Source organism: Mycobacterium malmoense, from assembly GCF_019645855.1.
Classification (GTDB): Bacteria; Actinomycetota; Actinomycetes; order Mycobacteriales; family Mycobacteriaceae; genus Mycobacterium; species Mycobacterium malmoense.
Window position 1 is genome coordinate 2,641,321 of record NZ_CP080999.1, and the last position, 26,532, is coordinate 2,667,852.

The window sequence follows — 26,532 nt, forward strand, 5'->3', positions numbered from 1 at the left end:
GGCCGGCCTCGCGCCGGCCGCGGCAAGCGATATGAGCCCAGGCCGCTGCTGTGGCTACTACGCGCGCATACCGAGACGCTCATCCGGATTCGACGTCCCCGAGCCGCGGGTTGAGCCCGGGCCATCATTAGCCTCTGTCGGCTCCGATCGCATCGCAGTGTTGTTGTCTGAAGATGTCGCCAGCGGTCGTCGGACGTACACGATCCAGATCAACACGGCGGCGAAAACGTAGAAGGCCATGAAGATCCAGAATGCCGACGTCATCGTGCCGGTACTGAGGTAAGACTGTCGCAGCGCGAGGTTGATTCCGACCCCACCGAAAGTGCCGAAACCCGCGACGAAACCGATAACGACTCCCGAAATCAGCCGCGACGAATGACGGCGGTCAGCCTCGCTCATGTCCAACGACCGATCACACGTCTCAAAAACTGTCGGAATCATCTTGTACACGGACCCATTGCCCACCCCGGCCAGGATGAACAAGGCGATGAAGCAGGCCACGTAGCCGGCCATCGCTGAGCCGCTGACCGGGCCTGCGTGTGGGTTTTCCACGGTACCCACACCAATCAGCATCCCGGCGGCAAGAGCCATAGAGATGAAAACCATCAGAGTGACGCGGGCCCCGCCGATTCGGTCGGCCAGCTGGCCACCGTAGACCCGGGCTAGAGCCGCGAGCAACGGTCCGATGAAGACCAGTTCAGCGGCATGCAACGAGGCCTGCGCTGCACCTTGCCCGTCGGCGATGAAGCTGGTTTGCAGCACCTGACCAAACGCGAACGAGAACCCGATGAATGAGCCGAAACTTCCGAGATAGAACAGGCCGAGCAGCCAGGTGTCATGAGCAAAAACGACCGCGGACAGGATCGACCGGACAAGCCCGGGTTCAACACGATGCTGCGCGACGTTATTCATGAATAACGCCGCGCCGGCTCCGGCGGTGGTCAACAAAACCAGATACAGACCACAAACCCAGTACGGTTGCCGGTTGCCTGCCGTAGCTATAACCAGCAGGCCGACTATCTGGATTAGTGGCACCCCGAGATTGCCGATCCCACCGGCGATTCCTAATGCTGAGCCCTTGAGTCGATGCGGGTAGAAAGCATTCGCGTTGCTGGCCGAGGCGGCGAAGTTCCCGCCGCCCATTCCACTCATTGCCGCGCAAACTAGGTATGGCCACAGCGGAAGCCCCGGATGCGCCAATAGCACCATCGCTCCGATAACCGGTACCAGCAGCACGAACGCCGAGAACATGGCCAAGTTGCGACCACCGAAGATCGCGGTTGCCACCGCATAGGTCGGCCGCAAGCAAGCTCCAACCAGGGTGGCCGTGGTACCGAGCAGGAGCTTGTCGCCCGCTGAAAAACCATAGACATCCTTGGGCATGAACAATGCCAACACTGGCCAAAGTGACCAAATCGAGTAGCCGAGGTGCACGATTACGACCGACCAGAGCAGGTTGCGCCGCGCGATGATCTTATTACCGGCTTCCCAGCTCGCCATATCCTCTGCATCCCAATGAGAGATGTGACGTGACCGAGCCACGTGCCTGGCCAGCCGGAAGATACCCGGCTTCGGAACGGCCGGTGCTGGACCGGGAACCGGCTCGTGCCGTGTGTTTTCGCCGTGTAGCAGCGCCCGCTCTTCCATCGCCCTCCTTAGACCCGGTCTCGTGGCGAAGCGTCGAGTCACAAGAGTGCCAGGATCCAAGCTAGGGGTCAGTTATTGCTCGGCCTGAAACTCCTTAAGATTTCCTGTAAATCCCCGGCGCGCACTGGAGGTTCAACGCGCTGGCCGCGATGGTATGCACGCCGCTGCGCGGCGGCAACGCTGCCTTTTGACGTCAGGCCGTATACACAACCAACGGTTGTGACCTCACAACATGGAGGCTCTTGTTGACGTCCTCGTACCCAGTGCAGCATGAGAGTGATGGCTCATGAGCCCAACGAACTACCCAGAGGTATCTCGCGCTAATCAGCATCAATGTTGATGTTGCACGGCAGCCCCGCGCCCCTTTCGCCGGGGATCCATGCGGCCGGATACAGATTTCTGGACATCCCGCGGTGTCGCCTGGCGAATCTAGCCGGACAGTATTCCCCGGGCAATGGTCGAGAAGGAGAGCACCATGACGACTGCCCGTCCTGCCAAGACCCGTAACGAAGGCCAGTGGGCGCTGGGAAACCGCGAGCCGCTCAACGACACCGAACAGATCAAGCACGATGACGGGCCGCTGAACGTACGGGATCGGATCCTCAACAAATACTCGAAAGAGGGCTTCGACAGCATCGAGAAGTCCGATCTACGGTTGCGCTTCAAATGGATGGGCCTCTACAGCCAGCGCGAGCAGGGCTACGACGGCTCCTGGACCGGCGACGAGAACATCGACAAGCTCGAAGCCAAGTACTTCATGATGCGAGTGCGCTCCGACGGCAAGCCGATGTCGGCGCGCACGGTGCGCACCCTGGGCCAGATCTCCACCGAATTCGCCCGTGACACCGCCGATATCGGCGACCGGGAGAACCTGCAGTTCCACTGGCTCAGGATCGAGGACGTTCCCGAGATCTGGCGCCGACTCGAGTCGGTCGGCCTTTCCAGCACCGAAGCCTGCGGCGACTGCCCTCGTGGCATTCACGGCAGCCCGCTGGCCGGCGACTCACTCGACGAGGTGCTCGATCCCTCGCCGGCGATCGACGAGATCATCCGGCGCTTCTTGGGCAACCCCGACTACGCCGACCTGCCCCGTAAGTACAAGACCGCGATCTCGGGCCTGCAGGACGTCTCCCACGAAACCCACGACGTCGCGTTTATCGGCGTCAACCACCCCGAGCACGGCCCCGGCATGGACCTGTGGGTGGGTGGCGGCCTGTCGACCAATCCGATGATGGCCCAACGGGTCGGCGTGTGGGTCCCACTCGACGAGGTGCCCGACGTGTGGGAGGCGGTCACCAAGCTGTTCCGCGACTACGGCTACCGGCGGCTGCGCGCCAAGGCGCGGCTGAAGTTCTTGGTCAAGGACTGGGGCATAGAAAAGTTCCGTCAGGTACTAGAGACCGAGTACCTGCAGCGCAAGCTGATCGACGGCCCGGCGCCAGAGCCGGCCACACACCCCATCGACCACGTCGGCGTGCAGAAGATCAGGAACGGGCTGAACGCCGTCGGGGTCGCCGCCATCGCCGGACGCGTCTCCGGTACCAAGTTGCAGGCGGTGGCCGACCTGATGGAGCGGGTCGGCTCCGACCGGGCACGGTTCAGCCCCTTCCAGAAGCTGATCATCCTCGACGTGCCCGACGACAAGGTCGACGAGCTGGTCGCCGGCCTGGACGCGCTGGGCCTGCCGTCGAAGCCGTCGGGTTGGCGCAAGAACACGATGGCCTGCACCGGTATCGAGTTCTGCAAGCTGTCCTTCGCCGAAACCCGGGTTCGGGCACAGACTTTGGTGCCCGAGCTGGAACAGCGCCTGGCTGATGTCAACTCCGAACTCGACGTGCCGATCACTGTCCACATCAACGGATGCCCGAACTCATGTGCCCGAATTCAAGTCGCCGACATCGGGTTCAAGGGCCAGTGGATCGACGACGGCGAGGGCAATTCGGTCGAGGGCTTCCAAGTCCACCTCGGTGGCGGCCTGGGCGAGGAGAGCGGGTTTGGCCGAAAACTGCGCCAGCACAAGGTCACCAGCGACGGACTCGGCGACTACATCGACCGTGTGACGCGCAAGTTCCTCGAGCAGCGCGAAAGCGGCGAGCGTTTCGCGTCCTGGGCACTGCGGGCCGAAGAGGCCGACTTGCGATAGCGGCCACGGACACCGCAAAGGACAGCGCTGACATTACGGGCTGAGGATGAGATGAGCGAAGTGACGACCGACTTCACCGAGGAACAGCTGCGTGAATTGGCTGCTCGCGGCGCGGCTGAGATGGAGGGAGCGAGCGCCACCGACATATTGCGCTGGACCGATGAGCACTTCGGCGGCACCGACGGACCCCGCAGCTGGGCCACTTGCAAGTGGGTAGTGGCCTGCAATATGCAAGACGCGGTGACGGTTTCGCTGGCGTCGGACGTACGGCCGGGCGTGCCGGTGATCTTCCTGGACACCGGTTACCACTTCGCCGAAACCCTTGGCACCCGCGACGCTGTCCAGTCCGTCTACGACATCTACCTTCTCAACGTCACGCCCGAGCACAGCGTGGAAGAGCAGAACGAGCTGATGGGCAAAGACTTGTTTGCCCGCGACCCCAAAGAATGTTGCCGGCTGCGGAAGGTCGTCCCCTTGCGAAAAGCGCTGCGCGGTTACGCGGCATGGGTCACCGGGTTGCGGCGGGTGGAGGCGCCCACCCGCGCCAATGCTCCGCTGATCAGCTTCGACGAGTCGTTCGGCCTGGTGAAGGTCAACCCGATCGCGACCTGGACCGACGAGGACGTGGCCAGCTACATCAAGCAGAACGGAGTACTGGTCAACCCGCTTGTCGAGGAGGGTTACCCGTCGATTGGCTGCGCCCCCTGCACAAGCAAGCCCGTGGAAGGCGACGGCCCACGCAGTGGGCGCTGGCGGGGCTGGAACAAAACCGAATGTGGGTTGCACGCGTCATGAGCGCACTCGTACTCACCGCCCACGGCAGCAGAGATCCACGATCAGCCGCCAATGCCCGGGCCGTGGCCGACCGGCTCGCGCGCATGCGGCCAGGCCTAGATGTGCGGCTGGCATTCTTGGAACTCAATGAGCCCAACTTCATCGATGTCCTCGATCAATTACCGGACAGCCGCGATGCGGTCGTCAGTCCGCTACTGCTCGCCAGCGCCTACCACGCCTGCCGCGACCTCCCCAAACAGATCGCGCGTGCCGGTGCACATGGCATACGACGGGCCGACGTGCTCGGCGAAGACGAGCGGCTGGTATCGGTGCTGCGCGAACGCCTTACCGAACTCCACGTTTCCCCGCTCGACGATGACCTCGGGGTGATGGTGGTGGCGGTTGGCTCGTCGAACACCGCCGCCAATGCGCGCACCGCGCAGGTCGCGTCCACGCTGGCGGTAGGCAGTCGGTGGGCCGGGGCCGCCATGGCCTTCGCCACCCGACACGAGGCGTCGGTGGCCCACGCCGCCAGCCGATTACGCCATCGCGGCGCCCGCCGGATCGTCATCGCGCCATGGTTCCTGGCACCGGGGCGCATCACCGACGGCGTGTGGACCTATGCGCAAGATAACCGCATTCCGATGGCGTCGCCGCTAGGTCCCCACCGGCTCGTGGCTGAGACAGTGCTCGACCGTTACGACCAGGCGCTGACGGGCCACGTCGCGGCCTAGTCCGTTTGCCATTGTCGACTTTTCGTGGGCAAAAGTGTCTCAACAAATCCGTCCTTCGCGGGCCTTATCTGGTTGTGCGGCTGGTGATATGGCTGAGCAGGTCTCGTATCGCTCCAGCGGGTGGGGTGCGTTTGCCGACCCAGATGGCGCGAAACTTACGCCGTAGATCCAATTCTGGGATAGCGATCGCGCGCAGACGGCCAACCTCGAGGTCGTCAGCCACCGCGAGCCGGCTCATGGCGGCCGGTCCTGCGCCGGCAAGCACGGCGGCGCGCATCGCCGCGGCGGAAGTCAATTCCAGCACGGGTGGCGCTTGCTGAATGTCGTCACCCAGTGCCTGACGGAGCGCCACCGTCAGCGAATCGCGTATGCCCGAATGGGGCTCGCGGGCAACCAGGGGTGTTTGCACAAGTTCGCGAGCAGTCACGACCCGTGACCGTCGAGCCCACTTGTGGCCCGGCGGCACCACGATCACGAGTTCGTCGTGACCCACCACGCAGCTTCCCAATCCCTTGGGCTGACCGGGATTTTCGACAAATCCAAGATCGACGGTGCCGTCGCGCACCGAGGCGATGACATGATCGCTGTTGGTGGCAGTCAAGATTACGTGGGGAACAGTGAGACCGCACCGCGTCGCCTCAGCCTGCAGGGAAAGCAGCCAGTGCGGCATAAGCTGCTCGGATATCGTCTGACTGGCCGCCACCCGGATTCGTTCACGGCCTTCCTTTCGGAGCGCACCCATGCCCGCATCGATCTCGTTGGCGATTTCCAGCAAGCGGGCAGCCCAATCCGCGACGACGAGGCCAGCGGGCGTGAGTTGTGAGCCACGGGTGGTCCGGACAGCCAATGTCACCCCGGTCTGGGCCTCCATCGACGCGAGCCGCCTCGACACAGCTTGTTGAGTCAACCCCAGTTCGCGCGCCGCCCTGCCGAGGCCACCTGTCTCGGCGATCGCCAAAAAGACTTCGAACGAGGCAAGTTCGGGCATCCAAGAGCTGAGCGGCATGGTTGATCACCTCACAATCAAATCGTGCGACACAACGCTAGCTTGTGACACCACAACACCGAAACCTCTACTCACGTCTAGCTCAGGCGGGAACCATAGGAGCCATGACCCGTCCAGCTCGCAAGGTACAGATACCCACACAGGGAGGCGAGGTGCGTCAATACCGCGTTGCGATCGTGGGTTCAGGCCCGTCGGGATTCTTTGCGGCCGCATCACTACTGAGGGTGGCCGAGATGAACGTTGCTGTCGACATGATCGAGATGTTGCCGACGCCCTGGGGGCTCGTGCGGTCCGGTGTCGCGCCCGATCACCCCAAGATCAAGTCGATCAGCCAGCAATTCGAAAAGACCGCCCAAGATCCTTGCTTCCGATTCTTCGGCAATATCAAGGTAGGCGAACAAGTTTCGGCGGCCGAACTCGCTGAGCGCTACGACGCGGTGATCTACGCAGTCGGGGCCCAATCCGACCGTGCCCTCAATATTCCCGGTGAAGAATTGCTCGGCAGCCTCGCCGCTGCTGATTTCGTCGGCTGGTACAACGCGCACCCTCACTTCGAACAGATGTCACCCGATCTGTCGGGTTCCCGCGCCGTCGTGGTGGGCAACGGCAACGTGGCCGTCGACGTCGCCCGCATGCTAGTGACCAATCCGGAGGTGCTTGCACCCACCGATATCGCCGATCATGCGTTGGAGTCGTTGCGTTCCTGTGGCGTTGAGGAAGTGCTGCTGATCGGGCGGCGCGGCCCGCTGCAAAGCGCCTTCACCACACTGGAATTGCGTGAGCTGGGCGAGCTCGAGGGCGTCGACGTAGTGGTGGATCCGGCCGACCTGGAAGGCATCAGCGACGAGGATGCGGCCGCGGCGAGCAAGATCGCCAAGAACAACATCAAGGTGTTGCGCGATTACGCTGGCCGCGCTCCCCGGCCCGGGCATCGGCGAATCGTGTTGCGATTCTTCACCTCTCCGATTGAGATCAAAGGCGACGACAAGGTGGAAAGCATCGTGCTCGGCCGCAACGAGCTGATTACCGACGCCAGCGGGCGGATGGTGGCCATAGACACCGGCGCGCGTGAGGAAGTCGCCGTTCAATTGGTGGTACGGTCGGTCGGCTACCGCGGCGTGGCCATACCGGGGCTGGTATTCGACGAAAATACCGGGACGATCCCCAACGTGAACGGCCGGGTCAAGGGCGGCCGCAACGAATACGTGGTCGGTTGGATCAAACGCGGCCCCTCCGGTGTGATCGGGACCAACAAGAAATGCTCCCAGGACACCGTTGACACCTTGCTCAAAGACTTAGCTCTGGAATCGGGGCAGCGCGGCGGCGACTACGGTACCGAACTCGCCGAGTGGCTGAAGTCGCGCCAGCCGCAGCTGGTCACCGCTGCCCACTGGCGCGCCATCGACCGGTTCGAAAGGGAAGCCGGCGAGCCGCACGGGCGCCCGCGCGCTAAATTAGCCAGCCTGACCGAGTTGCTGCGGGTCGCACACGACTGAACTGCGAGAGAAGGAAGAAGGAAGGAAGGAAATCCCGTGACCTACGTGATCGCCGAACCTTGCGTCGACATCAAAGACAAAGCGTGCATCGAGGAATGTCCCGTCGACTGCATCTACGAGGGTGCTCGGATGCTCTACATCCACCCCGACGAATGCGTCGATTGCGGCGCCTGCGAACCGGTGTGCCCGGTCGAGTCCATCTACTACGAAGACGATCTGCCCGCCGAATACAGCGAGTACAGCCAGATCAACGGCGACTTTTTCGCAGAGTTGGGCTCACCCGGTGGCGCTTCGAAAGTCGGCCTGACCGAAAACGACCCCGCCACGGTCAAGAATCTGGAGAACAGGGTAGAGGCTAACTAAAGGCCTCAAGCGACGATGGACGAGAATTCGAATACCACTCACGGTCCGCTAGCCTTGGCACGACGCAAAGGCGATGAACGCGCCGAGGGTTTCACTGTAGCAAACAAAGATTCACGTGCAGTGCTGGGGCGAAGCCGCCCGCGTCGGATCGATCTCGTTGCCGTACAGCTCGCGTCGTATCTGGACGTTGTCTAAAGCATTGCCGCCAAGCCCGGCCAGCTGCAAAGCCTTGCCTCGCCCGCCGCGACGTCGTCGCTAACGTCACAAGCCGTGTTGGCGCAGCCTGTATTGACCGAAATATGGCTCCTCCTCAGCGGGCAGAGCACGCTGCCTAACATCGCAACGTTCTTAAACGGCTACAACAAACTACTCCAGCTTCTTCTACAACATCGAGGGTCTGCCGTACTTCAGTGTCGGTATAGGCAACTTCGGTGTGCAGATGGCCAAGACCTTGGGAACGATCACCGCGACGGCGGCCGCCCGCCGTTCCCAAGGGCCTGCCCGGGCTGGCCGGCGCCGCATGCCACGGCCATCCCGGTCAGCGCCGCGCCGGAGGCGGCCGCGGGTCCGGGCAACCGCTCGGCGGCATGCCGCTGGCCGGTGCGGGCTCTGGCACCAGAGCCGGCGCCCGGCCCCGATACGGGTTCCGCCCACCGTCATGGCCCGACAACCCCTCGGCGAATAGCCGCGTCAAGCCCGAATTGGGTTGCCGCCTAACACCACCCCGCGGCGGGGCTCGCATCCACCAGGGGGTGGCTGAACGACTCTCATGGCTGCTGTTTGGCCTTCTAGCTAACCCGTCTGGGCTTTATCTGCGACCGGATTTTTATCCAGCGCGGGCGTTTTCATCTCCCCTGAGGCCGGGTGGGAGGAGCGATCGGCTGCCGCCCCCAGACCGTCACCCGACATGGTTGTCGACGCATCTCCGCAGGCTGAGGCCTATACGCAGGCGACTTGCGGGCCGCGAGCCGCGAAGCACGTTCACTTCGCATCGCGGATCGGGGGTCTCGCCTGCTCTGGGTGGGACGCCATCGAGGCGCGGCGGCAGGGGATCGTGTCGACTTAACCTCACTAGCGAGCAACTCCCGAAATCGTCTGTGAAACCAGCTTGCGAGGAAGCCCATGTCGTTCGAGTCCGGCGGTTCATAGTGTTGGACTTTGGGGCGTTACCGCCCGAGATCAATTCCGGTCGGATGTATGCGGGTCCGGGAGCCGGGTCGATAATGGTTGCCGCGACTGCCTGGGATGCCCTGGCGGCAGAGTTGAGCGCGGCGGCCAGTGGGTACGACTCGGTGATCACCGAGCTGACCAGCGCGCCATGGGTGGGTCCGTCGTCGACGGCGATGGTGTCGGCGGTGGTTCCTTACGTGAGTTGGCTGAGTTCGGCGGCTGGGCTGGCCGAGGAGAGCGCCAGTCAGGCGCTGGCGGCTGCGGGTGCGTTTGAGGCGGCGTTTGCGATGACGGTGCCGCCGCCGGTGATCGCGGCCAACCGGGTCCTGTTGATGACGCTGATCGCGACCAATTTTTTCGGTCAGAACACCCCGGTGATCGCGGCTACCGAGGCCCAGTACGTGGAGATGTGGGCCCAAGACGCCGCGGCGATGTACGGCTATGCCGCCTCATCGGCGGCCGCTACGCAGTTGACCTCCTATCAGTCACCGCCCAACACCAGTACGCCCGATGCGGTGGCGCAGCAAGGCGCCGCGGTTGCTCAGGCCGCCGCCGAGCCGGCGGGTAACTCCGGGCAGACCGCGGCGGCCACGACGACCTCGCAGCTGGTCTCCGCCGCTACGGTGCCGCAGACGCTGCAGCAACTCTCGTCAGGGATTGCATCAACTTGGCCGTTCTCGATGATCGAGAACCAGATACAAGATCTGCTGACTTACGGGTTGCCCACCCCGACCAACAACTGGTTGGGGCTGGCTTCCGCTCAGTACACCGCAATAATCAAGCAAACTTTGACGGGATATTTCCCGACTGGCATAGCAAACTTCGCCGTGTCGATCGCGCAGCAGCTGACCTTTGGCCAGGGTGCGACGGCCGGTGCCGGTGGTGCCTGGTATCCGACTCCGCAGTTCGCCGGGCTGCACCTGGGCGCCGTGGGAAGTCTGGGCGGTGCGGGTGCCCACACCGCTGGAGCGGTGTCGGCCGGCGCGGGCCAGGCCGGCAAGGTCGGGATGTTGTCGGTCCCGGTCAACTGGAGCAGCCCCACATCGGAGGCAACCCTCGTCAGCGCGGTGAGCGAAGAAGCTCCCGTACGAGCCGGTGCGAACGCCGTGCCGGGGAACGCCCTGCTGCGCGGAATCCCTACCGGCGCCGTAGGTCGGCGCACCGCGGGCTATGGCTACACCCACAAATACGGGTTCCGCTACAGCGTGCTGACGCGCCCGCCGTCGGCCGGATAATTGAGAGGGTCAGGACATGACAATTGATTTGGGTTCGTTGCCTCCGGAGGTTAGCTCCGCGCAGATCTATGCGGGTCCGGGCTCGACGTCCCTGGTGGCGGCGGCCTCGGCCTGGAATGGGATTGCCGCCGAGCTGAATTCGGCCGCTTTGGGCTATGACCAGATCGCCACCCAGCTGTCCAGCGAGGAGTGGCTGGGGCCCGCCTCGGCGTCGATGGCCACGGCGGTGCAGCCGTATGTGCAGTGGCTGACGACTACCGGCACTCAGGCCGAGCAGGCGGCCGCCCAGGCTCAATCGGCCGCAGCGGCCTACGAGACCGTGCTCGCCTCGGTGGTGCCCCCGCCGCTGATCGCGCTCAACCGCGCCGAGCTGACCCAGGCGCAGGCGACCAACGTGTTGGGTCAAAACAACGGGATCATCTCGCAGTTGGAAGCCCAGTACCAGGAGTTTTGGGCGCAGAATGCCGCGGCGCTGTACAACTACGCCGGTCAATCCGCGGCAGCGGCAAAGGTGACGCCGTATCAAAACGCTCCCCAGGTTGCCAATCCGGCTGGTGCCGCCAATCAGGCCGTTACGACCGCGGCGGCCCAGGCCGCCCCGGCCGCCTCGTTACAACAGAGCCTGCAAGGCTTCCTCACCCAGATCCAGAGCCAGCTGGGCGCGCTCTCCACCCCGGGTCAGACGCAGTCGCTGGTGAGTCAGTTCTCGACCAATAATCCGTTGACCGAACTCTGGTTCCTTTTGACCGGAGGTACCACGCTGCCGTCAAACCTAGGTGCGTTGGTCAACGGCTACACACCTTTCGCGGGCTTGTTCTACAACAGCGAGGGTCTGCCGTATTTCAGTGTCGGTATGGGCAACTTCGGTGTTCAGATCGCCAAGTCCCTCGGGGCGATCACCGCGCCGGCGGCCGCGGCCGCGGCCGCCGTCCCCAAGGGCTTGCCCGGGCTGGGAGGCCTGCTGGGTGGCGCTGGCGGCGCGGCGGCGCATTTGGGCAGTGCGACCTCGATCGGCAAGTTGTCGGTGCCGGTCTCGTGGGCCGGTGGTGCGGCGGCGGCACCGCATGCCACGGCCATTCCGGTCAGCGCCATCAGCGCTGCCCCGGAGGCCGCCGGGGGACCCGGCAACCTGCTTGGCGGCATGCCGCTGGCCGGAGTGGGCTCTGGCACCGCTGGCGGTGCCGGGCCCCGATACGGATTCCGCCCCACCGTCATGGCCCGACCACCCCTCGGCGGATAGATTGCGGGCTCCGCAGATGGCGACGACATATGGCAGGTGCGCGGCCTCTCCGTCGGCCCGGACACGGCATTTGCTCCCGCGCGAATTCGTCCGGCCGGTGCTAAGCTTCATACGTGCTGGCCAGCAGGCCTTCAACCGTCACGCCGGAGCGTTGGCTCTGGCGGTTTGCTGTGACCGTCCTGTGAACGCCAGCGGTGGCGGCCACACGCTGTTACTGTGTCGTTACCAAAAGTGAATTTGCCGTGCCATCCAGTGAACAATTGAGAACAGGTGGCCTCGGAGCCAACTTGATACCGATGTTGTCATTTACTCTCTTGCACAGAGCGGTGCCGGAGGCAATCGAGGAGGGAAAACATGTCGTTCGTGACCACACAGCCGGAGGCCCTGGCCGCGGCGGCCGGGAGTCTGCAGGGGATCGGCTCGGCACTGAGCGCCCAGAACGCAGCCGCGGCGGCCCCCACGACCGGGGTAGTACCAGCTGCGGCCGACGAGGTGTCGGCGCTGACCGCGGCCCAGTTCGCCGCACACGCGCAGATGTACCAGGCGGTCAGCGCCCAGGCCGCCGCGATTCACGAGCAGTTCGTGAACACGCTGGGGATCAGCTCCGGTTCCTACGCCGCGACGGAAGCCGCCAACGCAGCGGCCGCCGGCTGATCGCGTTCATCGGTTAAGGATGTCGGGGTTTGACGGCTGGGCCGAAGCGCCCCGGGATCCGATGACTTCTTCGTCAACTCAAACACCGTGGTTAGGGTTCGACGTCCGGCGGTCGCCGGCCGACGGATGGCGGGGACATCTTTTTGTATGGGCTCGGCGGGAGCGCTGGCGCGTAACCGATCCGGGCCATCATCACCACAACTGAAAACAAGTCACTGAGAATTAAGGAGAAAGGCAACATGGCAACACGTTTTATGACCGATCCGCACGAGATGCGGGCGATGGCGGGTCGTTTTGAGGTGCATGCGCAGACGGTGGAGGACGAGGCTCGCAAGATGTGGGCGTCCTCGATGAACATCGCTGGCGCGGGTTGGAGCGGGCAGGCCCAGGCGACTTCGTACGACACCATGGGCCAGATGAATCAGGCGTTTCGCAACATCGTGAACATGCTGCACGGGGTGCGCGACGGGTTGATCCGCGACGCCAACAACTACGAGCAGCAAGAGCAGGCCTCCCAGCAAATCCTCGGCAGCTAGCGCAAAACGCCGAGGCTGCGTACTCTTTCAGACATTAGGAGAACACCGATATGACGATCAATTACCAGTTCGGCGATGTGGACGCCCATGGCGCCACCATTCGTGCCCAGGCGGCTTCGTTGGAGGCCGAGCACCAGGCCATCGTTCGTGATGTGCTGGCCGCTGGGGACTTTTGGGGTGGCTCCGGGTCGGTGGCCTGCCAGGAGTTCATCACCCAGTTGGGCCGCAACTTTCAGGTGATCTACGAGCAGGCCAACGCCCACGGGCAAAAGGTGCAGTCCGCCGGCAGCAACATGGCCAGCACCGACAGCGCCGTCGGCTCCAGCTGGGCCTAAAACCCAACTTCAGACGCGGCAGCACACCACCCGTCGGTGTGCTGCCGCGTCCTGTAGTTTTCCGTAAATTTCGGCCACTTCGATTTCTGGGGTATTGATGGACCAACAGAGCACCCGCACCGACATCACCGTCAACGTCGATGGTTTTTGGATGCTTCAGGCGCTGCTCGACATTCGACACGTCGCGCCGGAATTGCGATGCCGACCGTTCGTGTCAACTGACTCGAACGACTGGCTCAACGAACACCCCGGCATGGCGGTGATGCGTGAGCAGGGCATTGTCGTCGGCGACGAGGTACACGAACAGGTCGCCACTCGAATGCGGGTCCTCGCCGCGCCCGACCTCGAGGTTGTCGCCTTGCTGTCGCGGGGCAAGCTGCTTTACGGCGTCGTCGACGACGAGAACCAGCCGCCCGGTTCGCGCGATATTCCCGACAACGAGTTCCGGGTGGTGCTGGCCCGCCGCGGCCAGCACTGGGTGTCGGCCGTGCGCGTCGGCAGCGACATCACCGTCGACGACGTCGCGATCGCCGACAGCGCCTCGATCGCGTCCTTGGTGATGGACGGTCTGGAATCGATCCACCACGCAGAGCCTGCCGCGATCAACGCGGTCAACGTGCCGCTGGAGGAGATGCTGGAGGCGACGAAGTCATGGCAGGAGTCCGGCTTCAACGTGTTCTCCGGCGGTGATTTGCGGCGAATGGGGATCAGTGCCGCGACGGTGGCCGCGCTGGGCCAGGCACTGTCGGACCCGGCGGCCGAGGTTGCCGTGTACGCGCGCCAGTACCGGGACGACGCCAAGGGCCCCAGCGCTTCGGTGCTGTCATTAAAAGATGGCTCGGGTGGCCGCATCGCCCTCTACCAGCAGGCCCGCACCGCGGGGTCGGGGGAGGCGTGGCTGGCCATCTGCCCGGCGACCCCACAGCTGGTGCAGGTGGGCGTCAAAACTGTGCTGGACACGCTGCCCTACGGCGAGTGGAAAACCCACAGCAGGGTTTGACATACGTACGAAACACAAACTTCACCAATGCTTTTGCACACAACATGCGGCCGGAGTGCGAAGAAGGCATACTTCTCTAGAATCATCAGCAAATCTTCAAAGCAGTGTCACCACAACTCTTTATCGCAAGGCGAGGCAGATGAAATCCGAATTAGTCGAGCTGCACCTCCCAGGGGGCCGTAGCGCCTGGGCACGTAGAGCGGCAAAGGCCCCCGCGCGGCTGGCGACGCGGGGTTACACATTCACCATGGCAGGGGGTGCAGCGCGATGACCGCAGTAGCTGACGCACTACAGGCAGATATCGAGGGTATTTCACATCCTCGGGCGGTGGTGGTCGGCGTCATGGCCGGCGAGGGCGTCCAGGTCGGTGTCCTGCTGGACGCCAACGCCCCGGTTTCGGTGATGACGGACCCGCTGCTGAAAGTGGTCAACAGTCGGCTGAGGGAGCTCGGCGAGGCCCCGTTGGAGGCCACCGGGCGCGGCAGGTGGGCGCTGTGCCTGGTTGACGGCACACCCCTGCGGGCCACCCAGTCCTTGACCGAACAAGACGTCTACGACGGCGACCGGCTGTGGATCCGTTTCCTCGCGGACACCGAGCACCGGTCGCAGGTCATCGAGCACATTTCGACCGCGGTTGCGGCAAATCTGAGCAAGCGATTCGCCGCGATCGACCCGGTCGTCGCCGTGCAGGTCGGCGCGTCGATGGTGGCGATCGGCGTGATCGCCGCGGCGGGTTTGCTGGGCTGGTGGCGTTGGCACCACAATTCGTGGCTGCCGACGGTCTACGCCGCCGTCATTGCCGCCGCGGCGTTGACGGTGTCCATCCTGCTGTCGGCGCGGGCGAAAACACAGCAGGATCGAGGCGTCGCCGACATCATGCTGCTGAGCAGCCTCGCACCGCTGGCGGTGACGGCGGCAGCGGCGCCGCCGGGTGGCGTGGGCTCGCCGCAAGCGGTGCTGGGCTTCGGCGTGCTCACCATCGCCGCGGCACTCGCCCTGCGCTTCACCGGTCGCCGGCTGAGCATTTACACCGCGATCGTCACCATCAGCCTGGTGGCGACGATCGCGAGCCTGTCGCGCATGGTCGCGATGACCAGCGCGGTGACGAACTTCGCCTGCGTGGTGCTGGCCTGCGTGCTGGCCTACCACGCGGCGCCGGCCCTATCCCGCCGGTTGGCCGGCATCCGGTTGCCCGTGTTCCCGTCGGCCACCAGCCGGTGGGTGTTCGAGGCACGGCCCGATCTGCCCACCACCGTGGTGCGTCCCGAGGGCGGTCCTCCCGTCTTGGAGGGGCCCGCGTCGGTCCGCGACGTGGTGCTGCAAGCCGAACGCGCCCGGTCGTTTTTGACGGGTCTGCTGTTGGGCCTGGGAGCCTTGATGGTGGTCTCCCTGACCGCGCTGTCGGATCCACACACCGGGCAGCGCTGGCTGCCGCTGTTGCTGGCCGGCTTCGCCTCGGGTTTCCTGCTGTTGCGCGGCCGCTCGTACGTCGACCGCTGGCAGGCAATCATCCTGGCGGCGACCGCCGTTCTGATCGTCGCCGCGGTTGTGGTGCGCTACGCGCTGGTGTTGCAGTCGCCACTGGCGGTGTCCATCGGCGTGGCCATCCTGGTTCTGCTGCCCGCGGCGGGCCTGACGGCCGCGGCGGTAGTGCCCAACACCATCTACAGCCCGATATTCCGCAAATTTGTGGAATGGATTGAATACCTCTGCCTGATGCCAATTTTCCCGTTGGCATTGTGGTTGATGAATGTTTATGCGGCGATCCGTTACCGCTAGCGGCAAGGTGTGGCATGGTCGCGCATCCCGCGCGACCATTGCCGCGCTTTTGCTCACTTCGGGCGCATTAGCCGGTTTGCCGCCGGCGTATGCAATTTCGCCGCCGACAGTCGATCCGGCCGCGGTGCCACCCGACGGTCCGCCCGGACCGCCGGCGCCGATGAAGCAGACCTCGTACTGCAACGAGGTCGGGGTGCTGCCCGGGACCGACTTTCGGCTGCAGCCGAGGTACATGGACATGCTGAACCTGCCGGAGGCATGGCAATTCGGCCGCGGTGCCGGGCAGAAGGTCGCCGTCATCGACACCGGGGTGACTCCGCACCCCAGGTTTCCGCACCTGATCCCCGGCGGGGACTACATCATGAGCGGCGACGGATTGTCGGACTGCGACGCCCACGGCACCATCGTGGCCTCGATGATCGGCGCGGCGCCGGCCAACGGCGCGACGGGACCTCCCGCGGCGCCGCGCAAGCCGGTGACCATCCCCACCACCGAGCCGCCCCCCAAAGCGCCACCGCCCCAGACGGTGACCCTGTCGCCGTTACCTCAGACCGTGACGATGGTTCCCCCGCCGCCGGAAGGGCCTCCGGGGCCGTTCGGAGCGCCGCCCGCGCCCCCACCGCCACCACCGCCGGGACCCGGTCAGGCCCCGGCGGCCGACCACGGCGGGGGCACGGTGACGATACCCAGCTACTCCGGCGGTCGGCAGGTAACCGCCGTCGACAACCGTATTGGCCCGCGCCCGCTCGACCCGCCCAAGCCGCCGACACCACCGGAGCCGGCGAAGGCCCCCGACGCTTACAGCGGGATCGCCCCGGACGTCGACATCATCTCGATCCGCCAGTCCAGCCAGGCGTTTGGCCTCAAGGATGCCTACACCGGTGACGAGGATCCGCAAACGCAGGCCAAGATCGACAACGTCGAGACGATGGCGCGGGCGATCGTGCACGCCGCCAACATGGGTGCCACGGTGATCAACATCTCCGATGTGACCTGCATGAGCGCGCGCAACGTCATCGACCAGCGCGCGCTGGGCGCCGCGGTGCGCTACGCGGCGGTCGACAAGAACGCCGTCATCGTGGCCGCGGCCGGCGACAGCAGCAAGAAGGACTGCAAGCAGAATCCGATTTTTGATCCCCTGCAGCCCAACGATCCTCGCGACTGGAACGCCGTCACCACCGTGGTGACGCCGTCCTGGTTCAGCGACTACGTCCTGACCGTTGGCGCGGTCGACACGGATGGCCGGCCGCTGACCCAGGGTAGTCAGGGGCAGGCGCCGACCAGTATCGCCGGACCGTGGGTGGGAATCGCCGCGCCCGGCAGCGACATCGTCGGGCTCTCACCCCGGGACGACGGCCTGATCAACGCGATCGATGGCCCGGACAACACCCTGCTCGTTCCGACCGGCACCAGCTTCTCGGCCGCTATCGTGTCTGGGGTGGCCGCCCTCGTCCGGGCCAAGTACCCCCAGCTATCGGCATACCAGGTGATCAACAGGTTGGAACGCACCGCCAGGGCGCCTGCGCGCGGTGTGGATAACCAGGTCGGATACGGTGTCGTCGACCCGGTGGCAGCACTGACATGGGACGTGCCCGACGGTCCGGCAAAGCCACCGCAGCAACTGTCGGCGCCGCTGAACCTGCCTAAGCCGGCCCCTCGCCGCGATATGGTGCCAGTATGGGTGGCCGCGGGCGGATTGACCGCAGCTTTACTAATAGGTGGCGCGGTGTTCAGTATCGCGATGTTGATGAAGCGAACGCGGAAGCAGCGATGAAAGCGGAGCAGCAGTAGCAATGAAGGCCCAGCGCAGGTTCGGATTGTCTTTGTCGTGGCCGCGGGTTACCACGGTGTTTCTGGTCGACATCGTGATCATGCTGGTGGCCAGCCACAGTCCGGACTCGTGGCAGGGCGACCACCACATCGCGTTTTGGGTGGGTGTCGGCCTCGCGGGGCTGGTCACACTGCTGTCACTGGTCACCCACCACGGCCTCACGGTGACCTCGGGATTGGCCACCTGGCTATGGGACTGGTCCGCCGATCCGGGCGCCACCTTGACCACGGGGTGCACGCCCGCGCTCGACCATCAGCGCCGATTCGGGCGCGACAAGGTGGGCGTGCGCGAGCACGAAGGCCATCTGGTCACGGTGATCGCCGTGGACGGTGGTGAGGACGACGCCCCGGGGCGGCATCGCCATCGGACGACGTCGGCTGTGTTGCCGGTGCTGGCGGTCGCCGACGGCCTGCGGCAGTTCGATATCCACCTTGACGGCATCGACATCGTTTCGGTGAAGGTGCGCCGCGGGGGCCCTGGAGTCAGAGCCGCCGAGAAGTCGAAGCTGGACGACTGGGGGCCCGAGGAGTGGGGACTGGTCAGCGACCAACCCGCCTCGTATGTCCACCGCACCTGGCTGGTGCTGCGAATGAACCCACAGCGCAACGTCGCCGCGATAGCGGCCCGTGATTCGCTGGCCTCGACGCTGGTGGCGGCCACCGAGCGGCTCGCCCAAGATCTCGATGGACAAACGTGTGCGGCCAGGCCACTGACCGCCGACGAGCTCGCCGAGGTCGACAGCGCCGTGCTGGCCGATCTGGAACCGACCTGGAGCCGCCCGGGATGGCGGCACCTCAAGCACTTCAACGGGTTCGCGACCAGCTTCTGGTTGACACCGTCGGACATCACCACCGAGACCTTCGAGGAGCTGTTGCTGCCGGACGTCGGGGCTACCGTGATCACGATCCGGCTCGCCTCTGGCGACGGCGTGCCCCAGCTGTCGGCCTGGGTGCGCTACCACAGCGACGGCCGGCTGCCGAGGCAAATATCGTCGGGACTCAACCGGCTCACCGGCCGCCAGCTGGCGGCGGTGCGCGCCAGCTTGCCCGCCCCGACGGCTCGCCCGCTCCTGGTCATACCCGGCCGAGGGTTGCTCGACGACGATGATGTGGTGCTGTCGGTCGGCCAGGTGCGGGAGAGCTCAGCGAGCGTGCCCGCGGCGCAATGACGCGCTCGCAATCGACCGCCGAAGACGCCCGTAACGCGATGGTCGCCGGCCTGTTGGCATCGGGGATCTCGGTCAACGGGCTACAGCCCAGCCACAATCCGCAGGTGGCGTCGCAAATGTTCAACACGGCGACCACCCTTGATCCCGGCATGTGCGATGCCTGGCTCGCGCGGGTGTTGGCGGGCGAGCAGAGCCTCGACGTGCTCGGCGGCGCGTGGGCGGCGGTCAGGACGTTCGGTTGGGAAACCCGCCGCCTCGGGGTCACCGATCTGCAGTTCCGGCCCGAGGTCTCCGATGGGCTCTTTCTGCGGCTGGCAATCACCAGCGTGGAATCGCTGGCGTGCGCTTACGCCGCCGTGCTCGCCGAGGCGAAACGCTACGAGGAAGCGGCGAAACTGCTCGAGGGCATCGATCCCCGCCACCCTTTCGACGAGGAGGTGGTCAACTACGTGCGGGGCGTGCTGTACTTCCGCACCGGACGCTGGCCCGACGTGCTCGCCCAATTTCCCGAGGGAACGACGTGGCGACACCCCGAACTGAAGGCCGCGGGCGCGGCGATGGCGACCACCGCGCTGGCGTCACTGGGGGTCTTCGAAGAGGCCTTCCGGCGCGGCCAGGACGCCGTCGAGGGTGACCGGGTGCCGGGGGCGGCCAACATCGCCCTGTACACCCAGGGCATGTGCCTGCGGCACGTCGGCCGCGAGGAGGAGGCCGTCGAGCTGTTGCGCCGGGTGTATTCGCGGGATCCGAAGTTCACCCCGGCCCGGGAAGCGCTGGACAACCCCAACTATCGGCTGGTGCTGACCGACCCGGAAACGATCGAGGCCCGCACCGACCCGTGGGATCCGGACAGCGCCCCGACCCGCGCGCAGACGGAGGCCGCCCGGCACGCCCAGGAGGCCGCCAAATATCTGGCCGAAGGGGACGCCGAGCTCAACGCGATGCTGGGCATGGAACGAGCCAAACGGGAAATCAAGCTCATCAAGTCGACGACGAAGGTGAACCTTGCCCGCGCCAAGATGGGTCTCCCGGTGCCGGTGACATCGCGCCACACGTTGCTGCTGGGGCCGCCCGGAACCGGCAAGACGTCGGTGGCGCGGGCCTTCACCAAACAGCTGTGCGGGTTGACCGTGCTGCGCAAGCCGTTGGTGGTGGAGACCAGCCGCACCAAGCTGTTGGGCCGGTACATGGCCGACGCCGAGAAGAACACCGAGGAGATGCTCGAGGGAGCGTTGGGCGGGGCCGTCTTCTTCGATGAGATGCACACCCTGCACGAGAAGGGCTACTCCCAGGGCGACCCCTACGGCAACGCGATCATCAACACGCTGCTGCTGTATATGGAAAACCATCGCGACGAGCTGGTGGTCTTCGGTGCCGGTTACGCCAAGGCCATGGACAAGATGCTCGAGGTGAATCAGGGCCTGCGACGGCGGTTTTCGACCGTGATCGAGTTCTTCAGCTACACCCCGGAGGAGCTCGTCGCACTCACCAAACTGATGGGACAGGAGAACGAGGACGTCATCACCGACGAATCGGCCGAGGTGTTGTTGCCGTCGTACACCAAGTTCTACCTCGACGAGAGCTATTCCGAAGACGGCGACCTGATCCGCGGCATCGACACGCTCGGCAACGCCGGTTTCGTTCGCAACGTGGTCGAAAAGGCCCGCGATCACCGTAGTTTCCGCCTGGACGACGAAGACCTCGATGCGGTGCTGGCCAGCGATCTCACGGAATTCAGCGAGGTCCAACTGCGCCGGTTCAAGGAGTTGACCGGCGACGACCTGGCCGAAGGCCTGCAGGCGGCGGTGGCCGAGAAGAAGACGACGTAAGCCTCCGCGGCCGCTGGCCGATCGCCCTGCAGGAAAACGGGCCCCTCACATCGAATGTCCACAGCCGCCCAGAGCCGGAATGGCTCGTCTTTCGCGAGTTGGTTCAGGTCGCTTCCCGCGACGCGTCATCCACATGCGCTTTTTCGGTGCCGAAACTCTGACGAGAGGGGTGCGGCGTCCGGGCTTCGAGCCTGGGTCCCTCTCCCCATGTGCAAGGTATGGCATCCCCGTGTGCCCTGGCCGTGAGGAGGTGAGAGCGAAATGAGTCCCGGCGATAGTCCGTATTCCAGATCGACGACCATTTCGTTGCGATCCGACCCCGGCCCCTTTCGCACAGTCTGAATCGGCCTGCCCGACGGACGCCGTCCGCACGTCTGCGCTTCGCGGGTTCGCCAGGGGAGTGCGCGCAAAGTAGCCGCGCCCGGGTCGGTCTCTTTCCGTGAGGAGAAGTCCGATGTCGTTTGTCATTGCGCATCCGGAAGCGTTGGCCGCGGCAGCCAGTCGGTTGACCGGGGTCGGATCGGCGCTGGCCGCGCAGAATGCGGGAGGCCCACGATGACCGCAGCACTGGACTTCGCGATGCTTCCGCCCGAAGTCAACTCCAGTCGCATGTATTCCGGGGCGGGTTCGGGCCCGATGCTGGCTGCCGCATCGGCCTGGAATGGGCTGGCCGCGGAGTTGCATTCCACCGCGCTGTCCTACGGCGCGGTGCTTTCGACGCTGACCGGCGAAGAATGGCACGGCCCGGCCTCGGCGGCGATGGCAGCTGCGGCCACGCCCTACGTGGCGTGGTTGAGCACCACCGCCGAGCGGGCCGAGGCCGCCGTGGCGGCCTACGAGACCGCGTTCGCCGCCACGGTTCCCCCGCCGGTGATCGCGGCCAACCGTGCCCAGCTGATGACGCTGATCGCCACTAACCGTCTTGGGTCAAAACACCCCGGCGATCGCGGCCACCGAGGCTCAGTACGCGCAAATGTGGGCGCAGGACGCCGCAGCGATGTACGGTTACGCCGCCTCCTCGGCAGGAGCCACCCAGCTAAGCCAGTTCGGTGAGCCGCCGCAGGCCACCAGCTCGAGCGGGCTCACCGCCCAGTCCGCCGCGGTGGTGCAAGCCGCCGCGACCCCGGCCGGGACCCAGCAGGGCACGCTGTCCCAGCTGATGTCCGCGCTGCCCACCACGCTGCAGGGGCTGACGTCGCCGTCGACGTGCGGCGGGCTTGACGGGATTGGCGATCTGCTGCTGACCGGGTCCACGTCTGAGTCGCCGACCCTGGCCGGCATCTGGAATGAGTGGGGCCCCAACGCAAACCTTTGGAACACCATCTTCTCGTCCGGGTTCTACATGCCGAGCAACACGATGGCCCCGTTCTTGGGGCTGTTGGGTGCGCAAGCCGCGGGGGACGCGGTGGGCAACGCCGCGGGCCAGGCCGCCACGGGTGCGCTCGGTGAGACCCTCACAGGCCCCGCCGGCGGCCTCGGTGGTCTCGGCGGCGCGGTCTCGGCGGGCCTGGGGCACGCACCGGCGATCGGCGCGTTGTCGGTACCGCCCAGCTGGACGGCGCCCGCACCACTGGCCGGCCCACTAGCCTCCGCGCTGGGCGGCACACCCATGGTGCCGCCGCCGGCGATGGCGGCCGGAATGCCCGGGATGCCGGTCGGAGCCGTGGGCGGACAAGCGTATGGGCGCGCCATCCCGCAGTATGGCTTCCGTCCTACCTTCGTCGCACGCCCGCCGGCCGCCGGATAACGTGCGGCCGCACGCACAATTAGGCCCGGCGAAAATAGGTATCCCGCAACATCATGAACGTGCCCCACCGGCCGCGCAACCAGCCGGTTCACGCCACTAACCACGACGAACAGGAACCCCTAGCCTTACAGTGAACTCACAGCAGCTAATCAGCCTCAGCGCAGTGATGGATGCGTACTCTAGGTGAGATTTAGGAGAGCATAGAATGACGATCAATTACCAGTTCGGCGATGTGGACGCCCATGGCGCCACCATTCGTGCCCAGGCGGCTTCGTTGGAGGCCGAGCACCAGGCCATCGTTCGTGATGTGCTGGCCGCTGGGGACTTTTGGGGTGGCTCCGGGTCGGTGGCCTGCCAGGAGTTCATCACCCAGTTGGGCCGCAACTTTCAGGTGATCTACGAGCAGGCCAACGCCCACGGGCAAAAGGTGCAGTCCGCCGGCAGCAACATGGCCAGCACCGACAGCGCCGTCGGCTCCAGCTGGGCTTAAAACTAATGGCGTCCGGCAACAATGCGCGCGCCAATTCACCGGGATCCGGTGCCATTGCCGTGCTGCTGGATAGTCAGAAATTCGATTACTTGACAATGGCATAATAGGAGGTCGAGACATTCACCATCGACGAGGTGAGAAATAGCTTCAATCACAGTTAATAAGATCGCCGATGGCGCTCGGGCTTCGGGCCACTTTCTGCCGAACGGGAGGCGGCGCAGATCAGTTTCAGCACGATTGCTGTATATATGACTGCGCACGGGTTGATGCCGCTATTTGATGCAGTGATGCATTAACTAGCACGCATGGGTCTGCCCTAAGCGCCGGACGTTGATGAAATCTAATTTTTACATTGCGATTACCGCGCGGGAACGCGTCGCGAGCCGTTTTCATCCCGATGATTGCTATATTGGATAGTGAGTCTTGAACCCGGGCCAGAGGCCGACAGAGTATGGGAGTGTGTCGATTGCAAAGAGTGGATTCGATGGATTCCATTAGCGCTACGGCGCGTTTGCGGGCTGGACTGCGTAACCGAGCCCACCAAGATGGCGACGTGAGAGACCGGAGGTATTAGGTGTTGGATTTTGGGGCGTTGCCGCCGGAGATCAATTCGGGCCGGATGTACGTGGGTGCGGGATCCGGACCGTTGTTGGCGGCCGCGGCGGCGTGGGATGATTTGGCTGGAGAATTGCAGTCCACGGCGGCGTCGTATGGGTCGACGATTCAGACGTTGGCGGCGGGACCGTGGACCGGTCCGTCGTCGATAGCAATGGCAGCGGCGGCGGCGCCCTATGTGGCGTGGATAAACGTGACGGGCGCTCAGGCCGAGCAGGCGGCCACCCAAGCCAAGGTCGCGGCGGGCGCCTATGAGACGGCGTTTGCGGCCACGGTGCCGCCACCGGTGATCGCGGCCAATCGTGCCTTGTTGATGGCGCTGATCGCCACCAACTTCTTGGGCCAAAACACGCCGGTGATCGCGGCCACCGAGGCCCAGTACATGGAGATGTGGGCCCAGGATGCCGCCGCGATGTACACCTATGCGGCGTCGTCGGCGACGGCGTCGGCGCTGACACCGTTCAGCGAGCCACCGCAGACGACGAACGCGACGGCCGCGCCGACGCAGGCGGCTGCAGTTTCGGAGACTTCCAGCGCGTCTGGCTCGAACGTAGGTACGCAGCTGTCCCAGCTGATCTCCTCGGTGCCGACGACGCTGCAAAGCCTGGCGACGACCAGCCCAACGTCCGTATCGGGCTTGAGCTTGCCGCCCCTGCCAGCGGGGCTCACGACTGACTTGACAAACTGGAACACCATCAACTCGGCCCTCACGTCGATCTACTCGCCTTTCTTCGGGGATAGTTCCCTGGGCGGTGGCCCGTTCCTGTCGTTCGGGCAGACGTACGCCTACGCCCAAAACGGGCAGGGTCTCGCCGCCTTTGGGGTCGCGAAACCCATCACGGGGGCCTTGGCCCCGTTGACTAGCGGAGCGGCAGTAAACCTGAGTTCCGCGGCCTCCGGCGCGGCGCCGGTATCGGGAGCGATGGGAAAGGCCGCCCTGGTCGGGAGTATGTCGGTGCCCCAGGGCTGGACCGAAGCCGCGCCGGCGATCAGAACGCTCGCCTCCGTTTTGCCCACCAACCTGGCGGCCGCCCCCACCGCCTCGCTGGCCGGCGAGGGCGGCGTCTTTGGCCAGATGGCCCTGTCGAGCCTGGCCGGACGCGCCGTGGCCGCCGGTGCGACCTACTCCCCAGCCGCCGGTGCTGCGGCAGGGACACTTGGCGGCGTGGTCGCCGAGGCCGACCCGGCCGCGGCCACCATCATCGTGATCCCCGCCCTGGAGGAGTGACTGCTATGACCGCTACGACCGCTACGACGACGAAAAGTGGCCCGGCACAGGCCTCCCAGGTACGCCCGACAGGTAAGGGGTAGAACATGTTTTACGCAGCGTTCCCGCCGGAGTTCAACTCGGGCAGGATGTACACGGGCCCGGGATCGGGGTCATTGCGGTCCGCTGCGGTGGCCTGGGAAGGCCTGGCCACCGAATTGCAGTCCACAGCGTCTTCCTATTCATCGGTGATCTCGACCCTGACCAGCGGGCCATGGACGGGTCCGTCGTCGCTGGCCGCGGCGGCCGCAGTCGCACCCTACTTGACCTGGATGCAGGGCACCGCCGCCCAGGCCGCCGAAGCCGCGACCCAGGCCACCGCGGCCGCAGGCGCCTACGAGACGGCATTTGCCGCGCATGTGCCACCGGTGGAGATTGCCGCCAACCGCAGCCAACTGGCCTCGCTGGTGGCGACCAACATTTTCGGGCAGAACACCCCGGCAATCGCGGCCACCGAGACCCAATACTCCGAAATGTGGGCCCAAGACGCCCTGGCGATGGACAGCTACGTCGCCTCGTCGGCGTCCGCCACCCAGGTGACGCCATTTACCGCGGCACCGCAAATCACCAACGCCGGCGGGCTGGCCGGCCAGGCGGCAGCAGTGGCCCAAGCCGCTGCCACCCCGGCCGGCAGTGTGGCATCACTTGCCGCAGCGGCATCCGAACCCCTAACAACGGGCAACCCGCTGCTGCAACTGGGCGCAAACATTGCCACCGGCTACACAGATTTCTTCAACAACATCATAAACACCCTCGTGGGACCGACCTGGGCCTCGACCATTAGCGAGATGTACACGGCCTTAAGGACTCCGCTGGGCTATACCACGCAGTACAACTGGATCGGACTGGCCATCAACCTTCCCGTGTCCCAGTTCCTCAAGTTCGCCCCTCACCCGAGTGCGCTTGGCGCGATCCCGAGAGACTTGCTAGGAGGCGGGCTTGCGGCGCCACACTTTGGCCGGGGCACGCTGTTCAACGAGGTATCGGGCGGCATGGGAAATGCCGGCACATTGGTCGGAAAATTGTCAGTCCCGCCGAGCTGGGCGACGGCCACTCCGGCCATCAGGACGGTCGCTGCCGCATTGTCGGCAGCAGGGCCGGAGGCCGTGCCGGCCGCCGCGCTCGGCGAGGGCGGGCTGCTCAGTTCGATGTCTTTGGCAGGGATGCTCGGCAGCGCCGTCGGTGCGGGTGCTCCTACCGTGGTGAGCGCCGGCGCCCGAAGCCGTCTCAAGCCGATCAAAGAACTCAAAGACAGCACTTCGCCAGAGAAGCTGAAGCAGCTGGTGGCACAAATATCGGAGAAACCCGAAAGCGTGCAGCACCACACCGTCGACCAGGAGGGCCTCGATGGCCTGCTCGAGCAACTGGCCAAAAAACCCGGCATCCACGCGGTGCACCTGTCCAAAGGCGGCAAGCAAAAAGTCGTGTCGTCGGATGCGCAGTTGGGTTAGTGGGAAACCTAATTGAAAGGAT

21 protein-coding genes and 3 pseudogenes are annotated in these 26,532 nt (G+C 65.1%); 21 read left to right on the forward strand and 3 right to left on the reverse strand.

The window, feature by feature from the left end:
- Window positions 1–57: 57 nt before the first annotated feature.
- Entirely contained in the window at window positions 58–1,647 is a 1,590-nt protein-coding gene (locus tag K3U93_RS12245) for a nitrate/nitrite transporter (protein ID WP_083009678.1), read from the reverse strand.
- 475 nt (window positions 1,648–2,122) lie between these two features.
- Between K3U93_RS12245 and K3U93_RS12250 the strand changes: the two genes are divergently transcribed.
- From K3U93_RS12250 to K3U93_RS12260, 3 genes are read left to right on the forward strand one after another with little or no spacing between them, the layout of a single operon-like run.
- Window positions 2,123–3,790: a nitrite/sulfite reductase gene (locus tag K3U93_RS12250; RefSeq protein WP_083009802.1), complete on the forward strand. Its 1,668-nt coding sequence runs from the start codon at window positions 2,123–2,125 to the stop codon at window positions 3,788–3,790.
- A gap of 51 nt (window positions 3,791–3,841) precedes the next feature.
- Window positions 3,842–4,585 (forward strand): phosphoadenylyl-sulfate reductase, encoded by a 744-nt coding sequence (locus tag K3U93_RS12255; protein ID WP_083009676.1) that lies wholly within the window; start codon window positions 3,842–3,844, stop codon window positions 4,583–4,585.
- A complete protein-coding gene (locus K3U93_RS12260; protein ID WP_071511523.1) occupies window positions 4,582–5,298 on the forward strand; it encodes a sirohydrochlorin chelatase in 717 nt (238 codons plus the stop codon). Before K3U93_RS12255 ends, K3U93_RS12260 begins: the two co-directional genes overlap by 4 nt.
- Before the next feature lie 64 nt (window positions 5,299–5,362).
- Here the strand turns inward: K3U93_RS12260 and K3U93_RS12265 are convergent, their stop codons facing one another.
- Complete coding sequence (locus tag K3U93_RS12265; RefSeq protein ID WP_071511524.1) at window positions 5,363–6,304, reverse strand: LysR family transcriptional regulator; 942 nt, start codon at window positions 6,302–6,304, stop codon at window positions 5,363–5,365.
- A 104-nt stretch (window positions 6,305–6,408) separates the two neighbouring features.
- Here K3U93_RS12265 and K3U93_RS12270 point away from each other — a divergent pair, with 104 nt between their 5' ends.
- The 13 genes and pseudogenes from K3U93_RS12270 (at window position 6,409) to eccA (ending at window position 20,940) form a co-directional block, all read left to right on the forward strand.
- Window positions 6,409–7,800: an FAD-dependent oxidoreductase gene (locus K3U93_RS12270; protein WP_420915393.1), complete on the forward strand. Its 1,392-nt coding sequence runs from the start codon at window positions 6,409–6,411 to the stop codon at window positions 7,798–7,800.
- Between the two features lie 36 nt (window positions 7,801–7,836).
- Window positions 7,837–8,163, forward strand: a complete 327-nt coding sequence (fdxA, locus tag K3U93_RS12275) for a ferredoxin (protein ID WP_071511526.1) — start codon at window positions 7,837–7,839, stop codon at window positions 8,161–8,163.
- A gap of 288 nt (window positions 8,164–8,451) precedes the next feature.
- Window positions 8,452–8,848, forward strand: a pseudogene (locus K3U93_RS25665) (PE/PPE C-terminal domain-containing protein); the annotation flags it as partial.
- A gap of 463 nt (window positions 8,849–9,311) precedes the next feature.
- Window positions 9,312–10,568, forward strand: a complete 1,257-nt coding sequence (locus tag K3U93_RS12280) for a PPE family protein (protein ID WP_083009672.1) — start codon at window positions 9,312–9,314, stop codon at window positions 10,566–10,568.
- A gap of 16 nt (window positions 10,569–10,584) precedes the next feature.
- A complete protein-coding gene (locus K3U93_RS12285) occupies window positions 10,585–11,808 on the forward strand; it encodes a PPE family protein (RefSeq protein WP_083009670.1) in 1,224 nt (407 codons plus the stop codon).
- 354 nt (window positions 11,809–12,162) lie between these two features.
- Complete coding sequence (locus tag K3U93_RS12290) at window positions 12,163–12,462, forward strand: PE family protein (RefSeq protein ID WP_071511529.1); 300 nt, start codon at window positions 12,163–12,165, stop codon at window positions 12,460–12,462.
- Between the two features lie 239 nt (window positions 12,463–12,701).
- Window positions 12,702–12,998 carry a WXG100 family type VII secretion target gene (locus K3U93_RS12295; RefSeq protein WP_066914021.1) on the forward strand — a complete coding sequence of 99 codons (297 nt, stop codon included), beginning with the start codon at window positions 12,702–12,704 and terminating at the stop codon, window positions 12,996–12,998.
- Window positions 12,999–13,048: 50 nt separating this feature from the next.
- Window positions 13,049–13,333 (forward strand): WXG100 family type VII secretion target, encoded by a 285-nt coding sequence (locus K3U93_RS12300; protein ID WP_066914016.1) that lies wholly within the window; start codon window positions 13,049–13,051, stop codon window positions 13,331–13,333.
- Between the two features lie 97 nt (window positions 13,334–13,430).
- The gene (locus tag K3U93_RS12305) at window positions 13,431–14,333 is read left to right on the forward strand and encodes an ESX secretion-associated protein EspG (RefSeq protein WP_071509403.1); all 903 of its coding nucleotides are present in this window, start codon (window positions 13,431–13,433) and stop codon (window positions 14,331–14,333) included.
- Between the two features lie 267 nt (window positions 14,334–14,600).
- Entirely contained in the window at window positions 14,601–16,112 is a 1,512-nt protein-coding gene (gene eccD / locus K3U93_RS12310) for a type VII secretion integral membrane protein EccD (RefSeq protein WP_083009668.1), read from the forward strand.
- Window positions 16,090–17,886: a type VII secretion-associated serine protease mycosin gene (locus tag K3U93_RS12315; RefSeq protein ID WP_083009666.1), complete on the forward strand. Its 1,797-nt coding sequence runs from the start codon at window positions 16,090–16,092 to the stop codon at window positions 17,884–17,886. Before eccD ends, K3U93_RS12315 begins: the two co-directional genes overlap by 23 nt.
- Before the next feature lie 19 nt (window positions 17,887–17,905).
- Window positions 17,906–19,111, forward strand: coding sequence for a type VII secretion protein EccE (gene eccE / locus K3U93_RS12320; protein WP_071512300.1), 1,206 nt, complete (start codon window positions 17,906–17,908; stop codon window positions 19,109–19,111).
- Entirely contained in the window at window positions 19,108–20,940 is a 1,833-nt protein-coding gene (gene eccA / locus K3U93_RS12325; protein WP_071512299.1) for a type VII secretion AAA-ATPase EccA, read from the forward strand. The genes eccE and eccA overlap by 4 nt, the downstream gene beginning before the upstream one ends.
- 220 nt (window positions 20,941–21,160) lie before the next feature.
- Here the strand turns inward: eccA and K3U93_RS24875 are convergent.
- A pseudogene (locus K3U93_RS24875) lies at window positions 21,161–21,289 on the reverse strand (hypothetical protein); the annotation flags it as partial.
- A gap of 105 nt (window positions 21,290–21,394) precedes the next feature.
- Here K3U93_RS24875 and K3U93_RS12330 point away from each other — a divergent pair.
- The 5 genes and pseudogenes from K3U93_RS12330 to K3U93_RS12350 all read left to right on the forward strand — a co-directional run bounded on the left by K3U93_RS12330 (window position 21,395) and on the right by K3U93_RS12350 (window position 26,510).
- Window positions 21,395–21,499, forward strand: a complete 105-nt coding sequence (locus K3U93_RS12330) for a PE domain-containing protein (protein ID WP_083009664.1) — start codon at window positions 21,395–21,397, stop codon at window positions 21,497–21,499.
- Window positions 21,496–22,687: pseudogene (locus K3U93_RS12335) on the forward strand (PPE family protein). Before K3U93_RS12330 ends, K3U93_RS12335 begins: the two are co-directional and overlap by 4 nt.
- 205 nt (window positions 22,688–22,892) lie before the next feature.
- Window positions 22,893–23,177: a WXG100 family type VII secretion target gene (locus K3U93_RS12340; protein ID WP_066914016.1), complete on the forward strand. Its 285-nt coding sequence runs from the start codon at window positions 22,893–22,895 to the stop codon at window positions 23,175–23,177.
- A gap of 574 nt (window positions 23,178–23,751) precedes the next feature.
- A complete protein-coding gene (locus K3U93_RS12345; protein ID WP_071512296.1) occupies window positions 23,752–25,020 on the forward strand; it encodes a PPE family protein in 1,269 nt (422 codons plus the stop codon).
- A gap of 86 nt (window positions 25,021–25,106) precedes the next feature.
- Entirely contained in the window at window positions 25,107–26,510 is a 1,404-nt protein-coding gene (locus tag K3U93_RS12350; RefSeq protein ID WP_083009661.1) for a PPE family protein, read from the forward strand.
- Window positions 26,511–26,532 lie beyond the last annotated feature (22 nt).